The following is a 17,768-nucleotide window of genomic DNA, read 5'->3' on the forward strand; positions in this document are numbered from 1 at the left end:
CTACCAATGACAGGCTATCAATTTTTTTGTGCATGCATTCTTAGTTTGCTACTGAGCTTCTCAGTCTCGATTCATGCCCAAGTTGCTCAAACGGAAGATGACCTGGCGTTAGAAAAAGTGAGCTTGCAACTGAAGTGGAAATATCAGTTTCAGTTTGCAGGTTATATTGCTGCCGTAGAAAAAGGTTTTTATAAAGAACAAGGTTTGGATGTGGAGCTACGCCCTCGTCAGACTGAGTTAAACGTCGTTGATGAGGTCGTCAATGACAAAGCCGATTATGGCATCGGTGGTATCGGTATTTTGTCACAATATGCGAATGGTTCTCCAATAAAAGCATTAGCTGCTATCTTTCAGCATGATGCTTTAGTCTTTATGAGCCAAGCCGAGTCCGGCATTGTCAGCCCATATGAAATGGTGGGTAAACGCGTCATGTTTGATGGTACCAGCGGTAACGATGCCATCTTGAGGACCTTATTGAATGATGCCGGCATTCAACTCAAAGATATCAATATTATCCCTCAACAAATGAGTATAGACAGTCTGCTTAATGATGAAGTCGATGTCATTTCAGGCTATATCACCGATCAGCCCTATGCGTTTTTACAGAAAAAGTTTCCCATCAACATCATCAATCCGCGTAACTACGGGTTTGATTTCTATGGTGATATTTTATTTACCAGCGATGATGAGCTGAAAAACTACCCTGGCCGTGCACAACGCATGCTCAAAGCATCACTGAAAGGCTGGCAGTATGCGCTTGAGCACAGTGAGGAAATGATTCATATCATCAAAGAAAAATACGGTGCAGAGCAGAGTCTATCTCGACTACGGTTTGAAGCAAGAGAAACGAAGAAGTTGATCTTAGCTGAGTTAATCCCCCTCGGAAGCATCGAAACACCTCGCCTTAAACGCATTGCTGATATTTATACTCAACTGGGTGTCACGCCCGCACTTTCTGAAAAGGCGCTCAACCACTTCATACACCAACCTAGCACAACGTTATCACTGACAGAAGCGGAACAAGCCTGGTTGCAGGCACATCCGGTGATTAAAGTCGGTGTAGATAAAAACTTCGCTCCTTACGAGTGGGTGAATGATGATGGTGAATATGTCGGTATTGCAGCTGAATATATTAACCTGCTTGAAGAAAGACTCGGCGTTAGATTTGACATCATTTCCAACCATAGCTGGGATGAGTTGATGACTATGGCTCAGCAAAATGAACTTGACATGTTGGCATGCTTAAATGAGACGCCAGAGCGAGAACAATACCTCAACTTTACCGATCCTTATATTCAAAATCCCGTCGTCATCATTAATACCGATATCAACGGTTATGTTGGCGCACTGAAAAACCTGGCAGGTAAAACGGTTGCCATTGAAAAAGGTAATTTCAGTAATACCTTATTGAGTGATGACTACCCAGAAATTACCTTACTGTTTACCGACACGCCCAGACAGGCATTGGAAAAAGTGGCTCGGGGTGAGGCTGATGCTTATATTGGTGATGCCGCCTATGCCAACTATCAAATTAAAAACAATGATCTGATAAACCTTCAATTTGCTGGACAAACACAAGCACGTGCCGTCTACCGGATGGGTGTCGTCGAAAACCAACCTGAGTTATTGAGTATCATCAATAAAGTGCTGGGACAGCTCTCTGAAAAAGAAAAAAAAGAAATTGAATCACAATGGCTGGGCATCAAAGTCACTCCCGGCCCTCAATTAAAAACATTAATACAATTCGGCGTTGGTATCCTGCTGTTATTCTTATTATTTGGCTACTGGATTCATCGTCTGCGACAGTCCCGCCGTGCTCTTCAGGAAAGTGAAAGTCGGTTAAGTGATGTGCTCAATACCTCACCTGTGCCAGAAATCATTATTGATAATCAAGGTAAGGTGACTTATATCAATCAGGCCTTTATTCAGTCATTTGGTTTTACTCAGACTGATATCCCGACATTGGATGATTGGTTATTGAGGACCTTTCCTAAACAAGAAACACGTGAACGTTTTATTCAGCAGGCCAACATTTCCACACACAAGCAATACGTATCTTTCAACTTCGAATCTATCGAAACAGACCTAGTTTGTATGGATGGTCAACGCCGGGCTGTTATTGCTAACGCACGAAAAGTTAGTAGTGATGCCATCCCTGATACATTGATTATTCTCTACGATATTACAGAACGTAAACGTGCTGAAGAAAAACTCAAACTGTCAGGACGGGTATTTACCCAGGCGCATGAAGGTATATTAATCACCGACGCAGATGGATTAATAGTCGACGTTAACCCGGCGTTTTCAGAGATCACAGGCTACAGCCGCGAAGATGTTCTACATCAGAATCCATCAATATTACGTTCAGATAAACATGATGCTTTGTATTTTGAAGAGATGTGGCAAGAGCTTCGTCATCAAGGTCACTGGCAAGGAGAAATCTGGAACAAGCGCAAAGATGGTCAGATCTATGCTGAACTATTAACGATATCAACATTAGTCGATGATTTTGGCGAAACGTTGCATTATCTCGGCATGTTTTCAGACATCACCCAGAGCAAAGAGCAACAACATGCACTGGAAATGATGGCGCATTATGATGTGTTAACTCAACTGCCTAACCGCACCCTATTTGCTGACAGGTTCAAACAGGCAATTGCACACAGCAATCGTAATAACAGTTTATTAGCTGTTGTTTTTCTGGATTTGGATGGTTTCAAACCGGTCAATGATACCTATGGTCATGAAGCAGGTGACCAGTTACTGATTGAGGTCTCAGCCCGTATCCAGTCATGTATCAGACAAGACGATACCGCCTCGCGTCTTGGTGGCGATGAGTTCGCCTTATTGTTGAACGATGTAAGCAGCGCTGATCACTGTGAAACGCTCATCAACCGTATAAGAAATGCCATCGAGCTCCCTTACATCATCGATGACAACAGTATCAGCTGTAGCGCCAGTATTGGTGTAACGTTATACCCTCTCGATGATGCCGATGCTGACACCTTATTGCGTCATGCCGATCAGGCCATGTATCAAGCCAAAGTCTCAGGTCGTCAGCGTCATCATATGTTTGATATGCAGCAAGACGAGCAAATTTCCGAAAAGCAGAATCAATTTAAATCAATCGAAGATGCGCTTATATCCGATCAGCTGGTCTTGTTCTATCAGCCAAAAGTGAATATGCGTACAGGTGAAATTATTGGTGCTGAGGCATTGATTCGCTGGCAGCATCCTGAGCAAGGTTTAATCATGCCGGGGGCATTTTTGCCTGCTACGGAAGGTAGCCCATTGGAAATTAATATCGGCAACTGGGTAATTGAACACGCTATCAAGCAACTTGATGACTGGATTCAACGTGGCTGGTCGCTTGAAATGAGTATTAATATTTCATCACGACACTTGCAATGGAATGGCTTTTTTGACCATCTGGATCGTGTGCTTGCCAGGTATCCGAATGTGCCCTCTTATATGATCCAGTTAGAGATTTTGGAAAGCAGTGTTTTGACAGACATCAACAATATCTCCTCAATTATTAAGACCTGTCGTCATACCCTAGGCCTCAAAATTTCCTTGGATGATTTTGGTACTGGTTATTCCTCTTTAACACATCTACGTCATCTGCCTGTCGACACCGTTAAAATCGATCAGAGTTTTGTCCGTGATCTCATTGATGACCCCAATGACTACACCATCATTGATGGTGTTATCGGCCTCACAGATGCCTTCCATCACCAAGTCATTGCTGAAGGAGTAGAGACAACGGAGCATGGCTTGATGTTACTAGCCATGGGCTGTGATTTGGCTCAAGGATATGGCATTGCCTATCCCATGTCAGCGGATGACTGTAATCAATGGATTAGCACTTATCAGCCGAATGTACGCTGGATAGATTTGGCCGAGAGAAAACTTGACGCTGAACAAACACTACTTGAGTTGATGGATTTGCAAATAAATTATTGGCTTAATCGGGTTGTCAGCAACCTGCAATCGACCTCAGACAAAATTGAGTACTGGCCTTTAATGAACCATAAAAAGTGTCACTTTGGTCTATGGCTGGAACAAGCTAAGAAACAGAACCTGTTTGATAAAGTCTGGATAGAATCAATGAAACTGGCTTATACCGAGCTATATCACAATGCAAACAGCCTCAAATACCAGTTTCAGGAAAACCAGCATCGCGCCAACGATACTGGTATTACTGAATTAAAATCTCATTTTGGAATCATTCAATCACTCTTGAATGCAAAAAAACAAAGTCATTAATCACCGATAAAACGACCAAGACTTCTTGGGCCGTCAGGCATCGGCAAATGTTGGACGACTTGCTGTTGTTTAATATCAATCACCGATAAGGTATTGCTGAACCAATTCGTTACATAGGCATACTGGCTGTCATCTGAAAAAGCGACTGTTTCCGGCATTTCGCCTACTTTGATTTTTGTGACCATTTCTAATGTTTCAGTATCAAACACCCAAACATCATTCGTGCCTTGGTTAGCCACAAATAACCACTGGTTATCCGGTGTGACCGCAACACCATATGGCGCAGTGCCTGCTTTCAGCGTTTTCACCACCTCATAGCTCTCACCATCAATGACTGTAATGGTATTATCCTGGATGGCTGTGACAAAGATATGTTTGCTATCAGGACTCACAGCGACGGCATAAGGCGCTTTTCCAGTCTTAACCTCAGCATATTGGCGCGGCGTATCAGCATCAAGCACCGTTAAAGTATCACTATTGCGGTTAGCTACAAAGATACGACGAGTTGCATTATCTAGTGCTAAACCAGCAGGATTCTTACCCACTGACAAGAGATCAACCACTAGCTTCGTTTCAGGATTAATGACCACAACAGCATTACGATGCCAGTCAGAAACAAATACCTGATGCTTCTCAGAAGGGTCGACCGCAATGGCAAAAGGTTGCCCGCCCGTATTAATTTCAGCTAATTTCTTGTTATCTCTGGTATCTATCATCGTCACCACCCCTTGCTCAGGGTGCGTGACAAATAATTCATGCCGCTTGTTATCCAATGAAACACCTACAGGTCCGGTAGTGACCTCTACGGTGGCTGTTATTTTTTGTGTATCAATATCTAAAACGGTAATTTTATTGGCAGCCTGACTGCTGATATAAGCATGTTGAGCTGCTAGTGGCATGGCCACTAGCAATAAACTCAATGAGAGACCTAAACGCAGCCTCACTTATTTCTTTCCTTCAAGAGATTCTTTTAAGCTGCCCATACCGGTTTTAGCAAAGGCTTCCATGGCTTTAACTGCCGATTCATCATTGTACTGTTCAGGTGGGAAGTTACCTGTGTCAGCACGATAGAAACGCCCCTTCCAACTCATTTCAGTACCTTTATCTGCTTCCGTGAGTTCAATGCTGACGGTATAAAAGCTGACTGGAAATGCTTCGATATTCTCCTCCAGCAAGCGATAACTCATATAATGTTTAGCATCATCTTTTTCATCTAGGCTATCAGTAATTTCACCTTTGCCTTTTATCTTAAGTACTCGTGTTCCTTCTTCAGGTGATGTGACTGACTCAACCATGGGGTGCCAATCTGCTATGGCGTTAAAGTCTGACACTTTCTTCCAAACTGTCTCAACCGGTGCATCGATCACCATTTTTTCATCAATTTTCTGCGGTGTTGGCCCATGAGCGAAAGCAAGACTAGTGACGAATAATTGACTTGCCATGAAGGCGGTTGCCCATAATTTCATTAAAAATTCCTCTTTAAAATTGAAGTGCTGACTTGTAATGTAGAAGGTTATTTCGGATCGCGGTTGGTATGACCAAGTGTCTCAACATGACCGTTTACAATGCCGAATTGGGTATAACGATAAATTTTGTCTGAGTGAGCCTGCTGCACGAGATCGTGATAAATCCAAAACTCGATCTTGCCGCTGGAGTTTTCTCTTTTAGAAATAGAATCAGGTTCACCTAACTCCGCTTTGATAAATTCTGGGGTTTTACCTGTGAAGTGTTTGAGGAAGGCCATTTCCTCGTAAGGTTTTTGCATAGTAGCATCAGCAGCATGGCTGATACCTGGAATAAAAAGTAGTAAAGACAGGAGTAATGGCAAGAGTTTCATGTTCTTCCTCAAAGTGAATAGAAAACTCGACCATCCTACTGAGCATTGTGCCAATACCGTTAGAGACATGTCCTCGTATTTCAGCAGGACCTTTTCATCTATGTCTGCGTGATTTGCTCCCCATCGTATATCTGCCTATGGGTTAATCTATTTCAGTCCTTCATAATTTTGCTTTTAATTGTTAATGAACTCGAAATATGGATGGCCTGCAGCGACAGCTCGACCGCACCAGTGACAATGAGCAACCCAAACGTATCAGACATGACATTGTCTGGGTTACAGCACTCTCTTTGGCTACTTACCTTCTGGCCTTATATTTCGATTTAGCTGAGCGCTATATCAACTGGACAGCATTAGGCGAGTTATATCAACTTGATGAGATAATTTTTGTGTTGTTGGTTTTCTGTGCCGGGCTCATATGGTTCAGTAAACGGCGAATATCTGAATTATCACAAGCATTGAGACATAACTTGGCCATGCAGGCTGAGCTTACGCATAACAATAAAAAAATCCGACAGCTGCTTAACGAAAAACAGTCACTGGTACAACGAATCACGTTGGTTAGAGAGTCTGAACGTGATCACTTAGCCTCTGAACTTCATGACATCTTTGGTCAACATCTTGCTGCAATGGATGCCAACCTGACTGTCGCTCTAAACCAGACAAACAACTCAAATCTCACATCCATTCTCGAGTCCGTGATGGACAGCACCACGGTATTACGCTCGATTACACGCAATAAGCTACGTCATCTCAAGCCACCCAGCCTAGATAGTATTGGTCTTAAAGGTGCTATTCGTGAACTGTTATCAGAATGGAGACAATCCTTTTCTGGCACTGACAACATCTCTTTGAATGTACATGATGATGAGATCCCTAAACCTATTGCGTTGACCTTATATCGAGCTCTGCAGGAAGGGTTGAGTAATATTAGTCGACATGCCAATGCAGAAAATGTGTTTATTTACTTACACCAGTTTCGTGAACCTGAGCATATGTGTATTCAACTTAGACTGGAAGATGACGGGCAAGGTATGGATACAAACATAGAGAACCAATCCGGACTTGGGCTTGTAAGTATTCGAGAACGTTGCGAAGCATTAAGTGGCGAGTTTTATATATCAACACGTCAACCACAGGGAACAACGTTAACTATTACGCTTCCTTATGACCCCATTGTTTGAGTAATTATTATGTCTAAAACTACTATCTTACTAATTGATGACCATGCCATTTTGCGTGATGGTTACCAACATTTATTAAATTCATCAGGATTTCATGTGATTGATCAGGCCAGCAACTCTGAAGAGGGCTATCGTCTTTATGTGACACATAAGCCTGATGTCTGCATTATCGATATCAGTATGCCTGGCGCCGGTGGCCTCGAATGTATCAGGCGTATTATCGCACGTGACCCACAAGCTAAAATTCTTGTCTGCACAATGCATGATGACTCAACACTGGCTATGCGGGCAATGGATATGGGCGCTCGAGGCTATATCACGAAGTCCTGTCCTTCTTCTGTGTTAATTGAGGCAGTAAAAACCATTGCAAACCGTGGTCATTATCTCAGTACCGAGATTGCTCGCTCCATCGCCATGGAAAAGTTGATTCATGCTGATCAAAAAGTGCACTCCTTATCGCACCAGGAATTTGCTGTATTTCGTATGGTCGCTGAGGGAAAAAGTATCAATGAAATGGCAGATAACCTGGCCTTAGCACCCAAAACCGTATCCAACTACAAAACAAATATGATGCGAAAACTAGGCACCAATAATTTAGCTGAGATTATTTTTCTGGCTCAAAAAACGGGGCTGATCACTACACCGCCTAATTAAAATTTGGCTAGTGAAAAAGTTCATGAACTTTCTTCACATCACTCCCTGAGAAAGCAACAAAATATTTATAAACCATTGTTAAATATATTTATTCATAAATAGCATCAAAGCCTCACCGCCGAATTAAGGATAACTTCCCTGACCCTTTTAGGTGTCGCTCTCTATCCCCTATCACAGCAAAGATAAGAAGATGAGCTTTGTGCTCAGCCGTGCTTTTTTACAGCTGATACACAAAGTCAGCATTGACTGACTCTCAAAACAAATAGGAGGATATATGAGAGAAATGCATCATAGCCGGTGGTCAAAAATCGGTACTGCGCTTGCTGTCTCATCCGCACTCGGATTGATGTCAGGCATGTCAGTTGCAAATGATAAGTTAGTAGAACTGTCAAAAAGCAATGAAAACTGGGTAATGCAAGGGAAAGACTTCTCAGGCACCCACTACAGTACTGCCAAACAAATTAATAAAGATAACGTTAAAAAACTACGTCCATCATGGTCATTCTCAACAGGTGTACTCAACGGTCACGAAGGTGCGCCACTTGTTGTAGATGGCACAATGTTTATTCATACACCATTCCCAAATAACACCTTTGCCATCGATCTGGATGAGCCAGGCGTAATCAAATGGGAACACAAACCAAAACAAGATCCTGCAGCTCGTGCTGTGGCATGTTGTGACGTTGTAAACCGTGGTTTAGCTTACTGGCCAGGTGACGACAAAGCACCAGCCATGATCGTTAAGAGCTTACTGGATGGTCACGTTGTCGCGTTAAATGCTGAAACAGGTGAAGAATACTGGAAAGTAGAAAACGGTGACATCAGCGTAGGCCAAACAGAAACTGCAGCACCATTCGTTGCTAAAGACCTGGTTATCCAAGGTTCTTCTGGTGCGGAATTAGGTGTTCGTGGTTATGTCACTGCTTACGATATTCATACTGGTGAAATGGTATGGCGTTGGTATGCGACTGGTCCTGACGCAGATGTGGGGCTGGATAAAGACTTCAACAAACATAACCCTCATTATGGTCAAAAAGGTCTAGGTACATCTACCTGGGAAGATAACGCATGGAAAATCGGTGGTGGTACTAACTGGGGTTGGTACGCTTATGATCCAGATTTAGACATGTTCTATTATGGTTCAGGTAACCCTGCTCCATGGAACGAAACTATGCGTCCAGGTGATAACAAATGGACCATGACTATTTGGGGTCGTGATCTGGAAACGGGTTTAGCTAAATTCGGTTACCAAAAAACACCTCATGATGAGTGGGATTACGCCGGCGTTAACGTCATGATGCTCTCTGAGCAAAAAGACAAAAACGGCAAAATGCGTAAACTGCTGACTCACCCTGATCGTAACGGTATCGTTTACACACTGGATCGTGAAACGGGTGACTTAGTCTCTGCCAACAAAATGGATGACACGGCCAACTGGGTGAAAAAAGTTGACCTAGAAACAGGTCTACCAATTCGTGACCCTGAATATGGCACACGCATGGGACACCGTTCACGCGATGTATGTCCTTCAGCGATGGGCTTCCATAACCAAGGTTTCGATTCTTATGATCCTAAACGTGAACTGTTCTACTTAGGTATTAACCACCTATGTATGGATTGGGAACCATTCATGCTTCCATACCGTGCAGGTCAGTTCTTCGTTGGTGCCAACGTATGGACATACCCTGGTCCTAAAGGTGATCGTCAAAACGGTATCGGTTCAGGCCAAGTTAAAGCCTACAACGCGATTACTGGTGACTTCGCTTGGGAAAAAATGGAGAAATTCTCTGTTTGGGGCGGCACAATGGCGACCGAGGGTGGACTGGTATTCTACGGAACACTGGATGGCTTTATCAAAGCGCGTGATGCTGACAACGGTAAGTTGTTGTGGAAATTTAAACTTCCATCAGGCGCAATTGGTCACCCAATGACATACACCCATGAAGGTACACAATACGTTGCTATCAACTATGGTGTAGGTGGTTGGCCTGCAGTTGGTCTTGTGTTTGACCTGAATGACCCATCAGCTGGTTTAGGTGCAGTAGGTGCCTTTAAAGAACTGGCGAAAAACACTCAAATGGGTGGTGGTGTCATGGTCTTCGCACTTGATGGTAAGAGCCCATATGACGATGTGAGCTTAGGTGAATACGGCATGTAAGCAAAGGCTTACTCGTCAAATAACTTAAGACTTATTTCGTTAGAAACCTGGCCAGCAACCAGTTGGTTGCTGGCCTCCATCAAAGAGACCAACATGATGAAACGAAGCGTGAAAAAAGCCAAATCAGGTCGTATGTTACCTTCATTTTTGGCACTCATATTAGGCAGTGGCTTAGCCTTTAATGCACAAGCCAATACCAGCACCCTTAAAGTGTGTGCGGCCAGTGATGAATTGCCCTACTCAAATAAGCAGCAGGAAGGCTTTGAGAATGAACTGGCAAAAATTCTAGCGGATACCATGGACCGGGAACTAGAGTTCGTCTGGTCCGATAGAGCAGCTATTTTTCTTGTGACAGAAAAGCTGCTTAAAAATCAATGTGATGTTGTCATGGGCGTAGACAAAGGTGATCCTCGTGTCGCGACCAGTGACCCATACTATAAGTCTGGCTATGCCTTTATTTATCCAGCAGACAAAGGTTTGGATATTGAAAACTGGCAAAGCCCAGCATTAAAAGACATGTCTAAATTTGCCATCGTTCCAGGCAGCCCTTCCGAAGTGATGCTGCGTGAAATTGATAAGTATGAAGGCAACTTTAACTACACCATGTCCTTAATCGGTTTTAAGTCACGCCGTAACCAGTATGTACGTTATGCACCCGATTTACTGATATCAGAAGTGGTGTCAGGTAAAGCCGATATTGCTCACATCTGGGCACCAGAAGCCGCCCGTTATGTGAAATCAGCCTCGGTTCCACTCAAAATGGTGGTATCTGAAGAAATTGCACCGACCCACGACGGAGAAGGTGTAAGACAACAGTTTGAACAAGCTATCGCCGTACGCAGTGACGATAAAGAACTGTTGAAAGAAATCAATACAGCCCTGCATAAAGCTGATCCTAAGATCAAAGCCGTATTGAAAGATGAAGGCATCCCACTCTTATAACTCTAATAAAAATACTTTTTGTTACTACAGGAAAATTTTTAAATCATGACTAACAAAACATTTTTGCCAAAGAAGATTCGAGGAATCGCTTTACTTACTGTCTCGGTACTCTCCGTGGCAATGATTCCTGTCGCTCAATCTCAATTGGTTTTCAGAAATACAGTCACAGGTGATGTCCTGGACTTATCTTTTGGCAAGAAAGGTGAAAAGACAGAAGCTGTTGAGCATTTTCTTAATACAGGTGAAAACCTCTACAACACAGATGAAGAAGCCATCAAGTCTGGTGAAAGCTTATTTATGACGGCATGTTCAGGCTGTCATGGACATCATGCTGAAGGCAAATTAGGTCCAGCATTAGGTGATGATTATTACACCTACCCTAAAAATGCTCATGATAAAGGCTTGTTTGAAACCATTTATGGCGGTGCCCGCAGCATGATGGGGCCGCAATATAACAACCTCACTAAAGATGAAATCTTACACATCATGGCCTGGGTAAGAAGTGTTTACTGGGGTTCTGCAGATAAAGCTGAGTGGTTAACTGAAGAGCAGAAAGCTAACTTTGAACCAGCAGAAGTGCCAGAAGACTTCAAAGAAGCTATGGATAACTTTAATAAAACTCATCATTAATTAATGGGTGGCATGTTGTCATAGTGGCAGCATGCCAATTCATTATGTCGTCGCAAAAATAAGGAGAGAAATATGAAACTAAAAACAATCGCTGTGACTTGTTCAGCCCTGATGATGTTATCAGGCGCCAGTGCAGTTATGGCTTATGATGGTACTAAATGTAAAGCACCTGGCGATTGCTGGGAAGCTAAGCCTGGATTCCCAGATAAAATCAAAGGTTCTAAGTACGATCCTAAACACAGTGAAAAAGAACTGAACAAACAAGATGCTGCGTTAAAAGCAATGGAAAAACGCAATGCTGAACGTGTTGAACAGTTCAAAAAAACAGGTAAATGGGTTTATTAATCCGTTACTGAAGCAGACCGGCCTTATTCTCGGGCCGGTCTTTTCTTTTTCTTCCATGTGAAACCACTATGAACCAGCTATCAAATACATCAACGATAGCGATGTCAGATTGGCATGCGCTTATTCGTCAGATGGAAACCAGCATCAATAACACGATTCTCGGTCAGGAACACATTGTCAGATTAATGACCATTGCCACCCTGTCCAGAGGGCATATCCTGCTTGAAGGTGATGTCGGTGTCGGTAAAACGACCTTATTGAAAACGGTAGCCGAATGTCTGGGTGGTAACTTTGAACGGATTGAAGGCACCATCGATCTGATGCCGCACGATCTCGTTTACTACACCTATATTGCCGAAAATGGTAAACCAGGCGTGAGTTCAGGACCGGTTCTGAAACATGGCGATGAACTCTCTATCTTCTTTTTCAATGAGATTAACCGAGCACGGCCACAAGTCCACTCTTTATTATTAAGAGTCATGGCTGAACGCAGCGTGCATGCATTTAACCAAACACACTATTTCCCTCATTTGCAGGTGTTTGCTGACCGTAATCGTATTGAAAAAGATGAAACCTTTGAGCTGCCTGCAGCGGCACGTGACCGTTTTATGATGGAACTGCATGTCGAGCAGCCAAAGTCAGAAACACAACTGAAAGATCTGATGTTCAATCCTCGTTTTCATGATGCTGACAAACTGGTTGATTCTGCTGATAAAGCAGTCGTACCGTTTCAGCAACTTAATGATATTGCGGTTGCCATTCAAGAGCATGTTCACACCAGTGAAAAAGTGCAGGACTATGGCTATCATCTCTGCCGCGCTCTACGTGAACCGGCTGAGTATGGCATTCAAATCACCGATGTGGATACCAACAATATGATCCGTGGTGGTATGGGACCACGCGGTATTAGTTATCTGGCTCGTGGAGCCAAAGTTAATGCCTGGCTGAATGGGCGTGATGCGCTTGTGCCAGAAGATTTCCATATGATCATCCGGCAGATAGCCAAACATCGATTATTCTTGAATCCTGTCTATGACTATAACCGTGATGATATTGTTGAATCACTTATCACGGCTGCGTTGAATACCATTCAATCGCCATGAATCAAACCTTTGATTACAAAACCACTGGCTTGATCAGTGGCTTGATGCTGGGCTCTCATAAAAGCCGGCAGCGTGGTACAGGATCGGATTTCTATAAGAAATCATTATTTTTAGATGAACCAGATACGTCACGTTTGGATTTAAATGCCAGCCTGACTGATCCGTTTGAGTCCCTGCATGTCAAAAGTTACCGACAACGCAGCAAAATCGATGTGATATTACTTATCGATGGCTCATCCTCGATGCTTTATGGCGAGAAAGCGACCTTAATGCATCACGTGTATGAGAGCACCAAAGCCTCTGTCGAGGCCGCTAATGACCGTTTTTCATGTTATCTGCTCAAAGAAAAACTTATTAAGCTGGATGATGCGGATGCTCTGACCACAGAATTAACTAACCTCCAGCCCGAGTCTAATCAGGCTGAAGCCACTCAACAAGTTTTTCCGATCTTGCCTGGCAAGCCGGCACTGGTATTTTTAGTCTCTGATTTTCACTGGCCGGAAACACAATTGCAGTCATTGCTGACTGTATTGTCAGCCCATTTGGTGGTGCCTATGGTGTTATGGCAATCCAAAGAATTTCTCGACTTTCCATTATGGCGATTTGTCGAGTTGACTGATCTTGAAACAGGAGCCAGTTCTCTGGTGTTTATCACCCGCGATCAAAAACAAAAAATTCAGCAGCAATATGACGATCGTAAAACCTATCTCACGCAACAGTTTCGTCGATTTAATCAACATCCCTTTTGGTTGATTGATCACTATGATGCCAGACAAATGAGTCGATACTTTTCGATGCAGTAGGAACCATTATGAAGCTTTTTAACACCATTTCACTGCTTTTAGGCTTATTTCTGCTTTCTGCTATCTGCTCTGCAAAGCCTCATATTCCAGGCCAACTTATCAAAATGGATCAAGGACGAAGTTATGGCTTGGTGGTTGGCGATATCATTGAACATCAATATCTGATCGCTATCGATACAGCGTATTCTCTGTCACCCTCATCTCTTCCCGTTGAGGGTGAATTAACCTACTGGCTTGATTTGAATAGCGTCGATATGACCTCCGATCAACGGGGAACAAAAAAGCTCTATCATCTTACCCTTCGCTATCAAACTTTTTACGCACCACTCGATGTCCGCAAATTACTTATTCCTGAACAACAGTTAGTATTCACTGACAACTCAAATCAACGGTTTGAAATATCACTACCCGAATGGTATTTCACTATGTCACCGATAAAAGAAGTTGTTTCAAGTGGTGTGGGTAATGATGATGGTAGTGATGGTTTTATGAAGCCCGATATCGCCCCCAGAACGCATTCACTTTCACGCTATCAATCGCCCATCATCATTTATGCCAGTTTATCTGTGATAGCTTTGCTTATCTGGGCAGCGCTCGCAGGGTTATTACCCAAGTTGAGTACTTCACCTTTTCACAAGGCTAAGCGTCAAATCAAACGCATCAAACGCCAAAAAAATATAACGTCTGAACAAGTGCAACAGGGTATGCAAGCGATGCATGATGCGTTGAATGCGCGGGCCAAGCAGACCTTGTTTGCCTCACAAATTGATGACTTTATTCATCGACACCCACAATTTAATGAAAGTCGCGGACAAATTGAAGATTTCTTTCAGCAATCCAGAAGCGTTTTTTTCTTTGATAAAGAAGCTAAACCCACTATCTTGATGGATTGTATCCGTCTATGCGACAGACTCGCGGCCGCTGATAAAGTCGTGCAGAGTAACTCATGAATCTTGCTTTTCATCTGCCCTGGCTGCTGGTTTTATTACCACTCAGCTTATTACCTTTTTTTAACAGTTTGTTTGACCGTCATGCGACGCCCAGCAGACAGCTGATCAAGCTGAATCCACTCACTATCTGGCTAAATCGCTTAATAAAGCTCTCTGCCGCTTTTGCTATAGCGTCAGTCATTATTGGACTTGCGGGTTTACACAGCCTAGAGCAAACGGTGACACGAACAGGAAAAGGTGCACATATTGTGTTTGTGCTGGATCGAAGTGCGAGCATGAATGAGACCTTTGGCGGTCAGACACCTGATGAAAATGAGCAGTCAAAAGCTCAGGCTGCCAGACGTTTATTATCGGAATTCGTTAATCGTCGTCCACATGATTTGTTTGGGGTAGCCGGTTTTAGTACACAGCCTTTTTATATCAGCCCATTAACTGAACATAAAAGCGCGATTCAGGCTGCAATCAATAGCCTGGAAACACCTGGATTAGCGTTTACCAACGTCGCTAAGGGTCTAGGAATGGGTCTAAGCTACTTTAAAGATCAACCCCATACTGGCTCTCGCGTGATTGTCTTAGTCTCTGATGGGGCGGCAACATTAGATCATCGAGCCCAGAAAACCCTAAGGGAATGGTTTGAACGTTATCGAGTCAGCTTGTATTGGTTCTTTTTACGTACAGAAAACGGACAAGGCATCTTTACCGAGCCAAAATCACATCGTGACGATAATCCCAGAGTCATGCCTGAACGCCATTTACATAAGTTTTTCAATACGTTATCTGTGCCCTACCACGCATATGAAGTTGATACCGCCGAATCACTTCAGGCTGCCATTGCAGAGCTGGATGAATTGGAAAGTTTACCTTTGATTTATCAGGAAAAACTACCAAAACAAAGTCTGGCAGCTTGGTGTTATGGCTTTGCCTTATTTTTTGTATTACTTCTCGTTGCGGTGAAATTTTTGGAGAAACGCTCATGATGTTGCGTCGTCGTTATATACAACATCTTATGTTGGTGATTAGTTTGGTTTTTCTCACCTTACTGAGTCTGCAAATATTGGAAAGACAGCATCAAAAAGAGATTAACGAGGCCATACAACTTTTACAGTCTCCTCGTTTGGTAGAGATGAATGAAATTGATCTGACAGAGCCTGAATTACAGTTTGCCTATGCCCATCATTTGCAACAGCGAGGCATGTTTGAAGACGCGGTTGATGCCTATGGTAGAGCCGAACGTATGAGCTCTCCTGCCATGCTGAAACTGGTCTATTACAATATGGGGAATCTCTATCTACAACAGGCGATTGAGACAGCAGAGAAGATGGGTATTGATCGTGCCACAGCACTGGCCGATGTCGCTAAAGATCTCTATAAATCAGCATTAAAAAATGATCCTGAGTTCTGGGCAGCAAAATACAACTATGAAGCAGCGCAGCGACTCTCTCGTGATTTACCTCTTGGTGATTTACAAGAGTCAGGTGAAGCACAAGAAAGCTCCGAAGAATTATGGTCAGCCATGCCTGGCTTCCCCCTAGGTTTGCCTTAGGTTGTTGTTATGAAGCGCTTATATGCATTGATAGCCTCTGCAATATTATTGCTTATCGCTATTGTTCTGCCGCCTTTGCCCTTCACTGTGAAAAGCTATGACTTTGTGTTTGTGCTTGATATTACACGTAGCATGAATGTGCAGGATTACTCCGATAAACAGGGGGGCGCCATCAGTCGCTTAGAAAAAGCAAAATCGGCCATGCTCAATGCGGCAAGAAATCTACCATGTGGTTCAAAAGTCGGCTTGGCTGTGTTTACAGAACGTGTTCCAGCTCTACTCTATTCACCTATCGAAGTCTGTAATGATTATCCGGTACTTGAGGCCAGTATTGATGCACTTGACTGGCGTATGGCATGGGTCGCTGACAGCAATATCGGACAAGCCCTATATAACACCCGTGAGCTGATGATGAATGACGTTCTTGCAGGAAGTAAGCTGGTGTTTTTCACCGATGGTCATGAAGCACCACCCGTGAATCCACGCTATGCCCCCGATTTCAGTTACCTGGATACCGAAGAGCAAAAAGAAAATTGGAAAGCCGGCATCATCATTGGTGTTGGCGAACTTGGCTTGAGTAAAATCCCGAAATTTGATGAAGACGGTGTGCAGATTGGCTTTTATACCGCTGAAGATGTGCCTCATGCCTCTCGCTTTGGTTTGCCAGAAGACCCAAGTAAAGTAGAAGGATATATCCCTCGTAATGGCCCTTGGGGAACAGCCAAAGTGGTCGGTACTGAACACATGTCCAGCCTCAAACAAGACTATTTAATGGATCTCGCTCAGCAAAATCATATGCTTTACCATCATCTGGAAAACAATGCCGCGATGGCTAAAGCCCTGCAAAAAAATGACTTTGCTTATGAAGCCAAACAACCCACTCAATTCAACAATATAGCAGCCGCCCTGGCCTTATTCCTGCTTCTGTATTGCTATCAACCTTTCAGAAAGAAATGGGCTATATAATTTAACTAAGCTACCAGAGCTCCAGTCTTAAAGTTAAGTATATTCAGCCGAAATTCAAGCTGTCTCGCTGCTTGTTCTTCATTTTTGTATTCTGTTTCATCTGCCCTAATAAATCTATACATGGCTAACGTAGCTCCGATGAGAAGCGCCTGTAGGATTGAGTCGCACGAGGAATTCATCCCCTCTATTAGACAATAGAGGCCCAGCAGCCAATTTCTTTTTTTATGTTGCTAGAGTCAAGCAAGAAACTCAGAAAGTGAAGAGCTGAAAGCAAGTGCTAGAAAACAAAACTTTAGACGAAAAAAAACCGGAGTAGAACTCCGGCTTTTTTGAATCTTTGGTGGCTATACCTAGATTCGAACTAGGGACCCCATCATTATGAGTGAT

At 43.3% G+C, this 17,768-nt stretch carries 16 protein-coding genes; 13 read left to right on the plus strand and 3 right to left on the minus strand.

Going from position 1 to position 17,768, the window contains the following annotated elements; all coding sequences use genetic code 11:
• Nucleotides 1-6: 6 nt before the first annotated feature.
• Nucleotides 7-4,266 carry an EAL domain-containing protein gene (locus tag B3V56_RS05755; RefSeq protein WP_289284046.1) on the plus strand — a complete coding sequence of 1,420 codons (4,260 nt, stop codon included), beginning with the start codon at nt 7-9 and terminating at the stop codon, nt 4,264-4,266.
• Here the strand turns inward: B3V56_RS05755 and B3V56_RS05760 are convergent.
• From B3V56_RS05760 to B3V56_RS05770, 3 genes are read right to left on the minus strand one after another with little or no spacing between them, the layout of a single operon-like run.
• Nucleotides 4,263-5,210 carry a YncE family protein gene (locus B3V56_RS05760; protein WP_289282673.1) on the minus strand — a complete coding sequence of 316 codons (948 nt, stop codon included), beginning with the start codon at nt 5,208-5,210 and terminating at the stop codon, nt 4,263-4,265. The genes B3V56_RS05755 and B3V56_RS05760 overlap by 4 nt on opposite strands.
• A complete protein-coding gene (locus B3V56_RS05765; RefSeq protein WP_289282674.1) occupies nt 5,211-5,732 on the minus strand; it encodes an SRPBCC family protein in 522 nt (173 codons plus the stop codon).
• 47 nt (nt 5,733-5,779) lie between these two features.
• The gene (locus tag B3V56_RS05770) at nt 5,780-6,103 is read right to left on the minus strand and encodes a hypothetical protein (RefSeq protein ID WP_289284047.1); all 324 of its coding nucleotides are present in this window, start codon (nt 6,101-6,103) and stop codon (nt 5,780-5,782) included.
• Nucleotides 6,104-6,300: 197 nt separating this feature from the next.
• On the opposite strand from B3V56_RS05770, the gene B3V56_RS05775 reads away from it, so the two are divergent.
• From B3V56_RS05775 to B3V56_RS05830, 12 genes are all read left to right on the plus strand, one after another.
• Nucleotides 6,301-7,287 carry a sensor histidine kinase gene (locus tag B3V56_RS05775; RefSeq protein ID WP_289284048.1) on the plus strand — a complete coding sequence of 329 codons (987 nt, stop codon included), beginning with the start codon at nt 6,301-6,303 and terminating at the stop codon, nt 7,285-7,287.
• Between the two features lie 9 nt (nt 7,288-7,296).
• The gene (locus B3V56_RS05780) at nt 7,297-7,941 is read left to right on the plus strand and encodes a response regulator transcription factor (protein WP_286305791.1); all 645 of its coding nucleotides are present in this window, start codon (nt 7,297-7,299) and stop codon (nt 7,939-7,941) included.
• 274 nt (nt 7,942-8,215) lie between these two features.
• Complete coding sequence (locus tag B3V56_RS05785; protein WP_289282677.1) at nt 8,216-10,099, plus strand: methanol/ethanol family PQQ-dependent dehydrogenase; 1,884 nt, start codon at nt 8,216-8,218, stop codon at nt 10,097-10,099.
• 93 nt (nt 10,100-10,192) lie between these two features.
• The gene (gene moxJ / locus B3V56_RS05790) at nt 10,193-11,041 is read left to right on the plus strand and encodes a methanol oxidation system protein MoxJ (RefSeq protein ID WP_286305794.1); all 849 of its coding nucleotides are present in this window, start codon (nt 10,193-10,195) and stop codon (nt 11,039-11,041) included.
• A gap of 45 nt (nt 11,042-11,086) precedes the next feature.
• Nucleotides 11,087-11,671, plus strand: coding sequence for a cytochrome c(L), periplasmic (gene moxG, locus B3V56_RS05795; RefSeq protein WP_286305795.1), 585 nt, complete (start codon nt 11,087-11,089; stop codon nt 11,669-11,671).
• A gap of 72 nt (nt 11,672-11,743) precedes the next feature.
• Nucleotides 11,744-12,016: a methanol dehydrogenase gene (locus tag B3V56_RS05800; protein WP_286305796.1), complete on the plus strand. Its 273-nt coding sequence runs from the start codon at nt 11,744-11,746 to the stop codon at nt 12,014-12,016.
• 68 nt (nt 12,017-12,084) lie between these two features.
• On the plus strand, nt 12,085-13,119 hold the full coding sequence (locus B3V56_RS05805; RefSeq protein WP_289282678.1) for an AAA family ATPase: 1,035 nt from the start codon (nt 12,085-12,087) through the stop codon (nt 13,117-13,119).
• On the plus strand, nt 13,116-13,922 hold the full coding sequence (locus tag B3V56_RS05810) for a hypothetical protein (RefSeq protein WP_289282679.1): 807 nt from the start codon (nt 13,116-13,118) through the stop codon (nt 13,920-13,922). Before B3V56_RS05805 ends, B3V56_RS05810 begins: the two co-directional genes overlap by 4 nt.
• A gap of 8 nt (nt 13,923-13,930) precedes the next feature.
• Complete coding sequence (locus tag B3V56_RS05815; protein ID WP_289282680.1) at nt 13,931-14,872, plus strand: hypothetical protein; 942 nt, start codon at nt 13,931-13,933, stop codon at nt 14,870-14,872.
• Complete coding sequence (locus B3V56_RS05820) at nt 14,869-15,849, plus strand: vWA domain-containing protein (RefSeq protein ID WP_289282681.1); 981 nt, start codon at nt 14,869-14,871, stop codon at nt 15,847-15,849. Before B3V56_RS05815 ends, B3V56_RS05820 begins: the two co-directional genes overlap by 4 nt.
• Nucleotides 15,846-16,415: an MxaK protein gene (locus tag B3V56_RS05825; protein WP_289282682.1), complete on the plus strand. Its 570-nt coding sequence runs from the start codon at nt 15,846-15,848 to the stop codon at nt 16,413-16,415. The genes B3V56_RS05820 and B3V56_RS05825 overlap by 4 nt, the downstream gene beginning before the upstream one ends.
• 9 nt (nt 16,416-16,424) lie before the next feature.
• Entirely contained in the window at nt 16,425-17,381 is a 957-nt protein-coding gene (locus B3V56_RS05830) for a vWA domain-containing protein (RefSeq protein ID WP_289282683.1), read from the plus strand.
• Nucleotides 17,382-17,768 lie beyond the last annotated feature (387 nt).

The sequence above is a fragment of the Methylophaga sp. UBA2513 genome, assembly GCF_002341285.1.
In the GTDB taxonomy this organism is placed as follows: Bacteria; Pseudomonadota; Gammaproteobacteria; order Nitrosococcales; family Methylophagaceae; genus Methylophaga; species Methylophaga marina.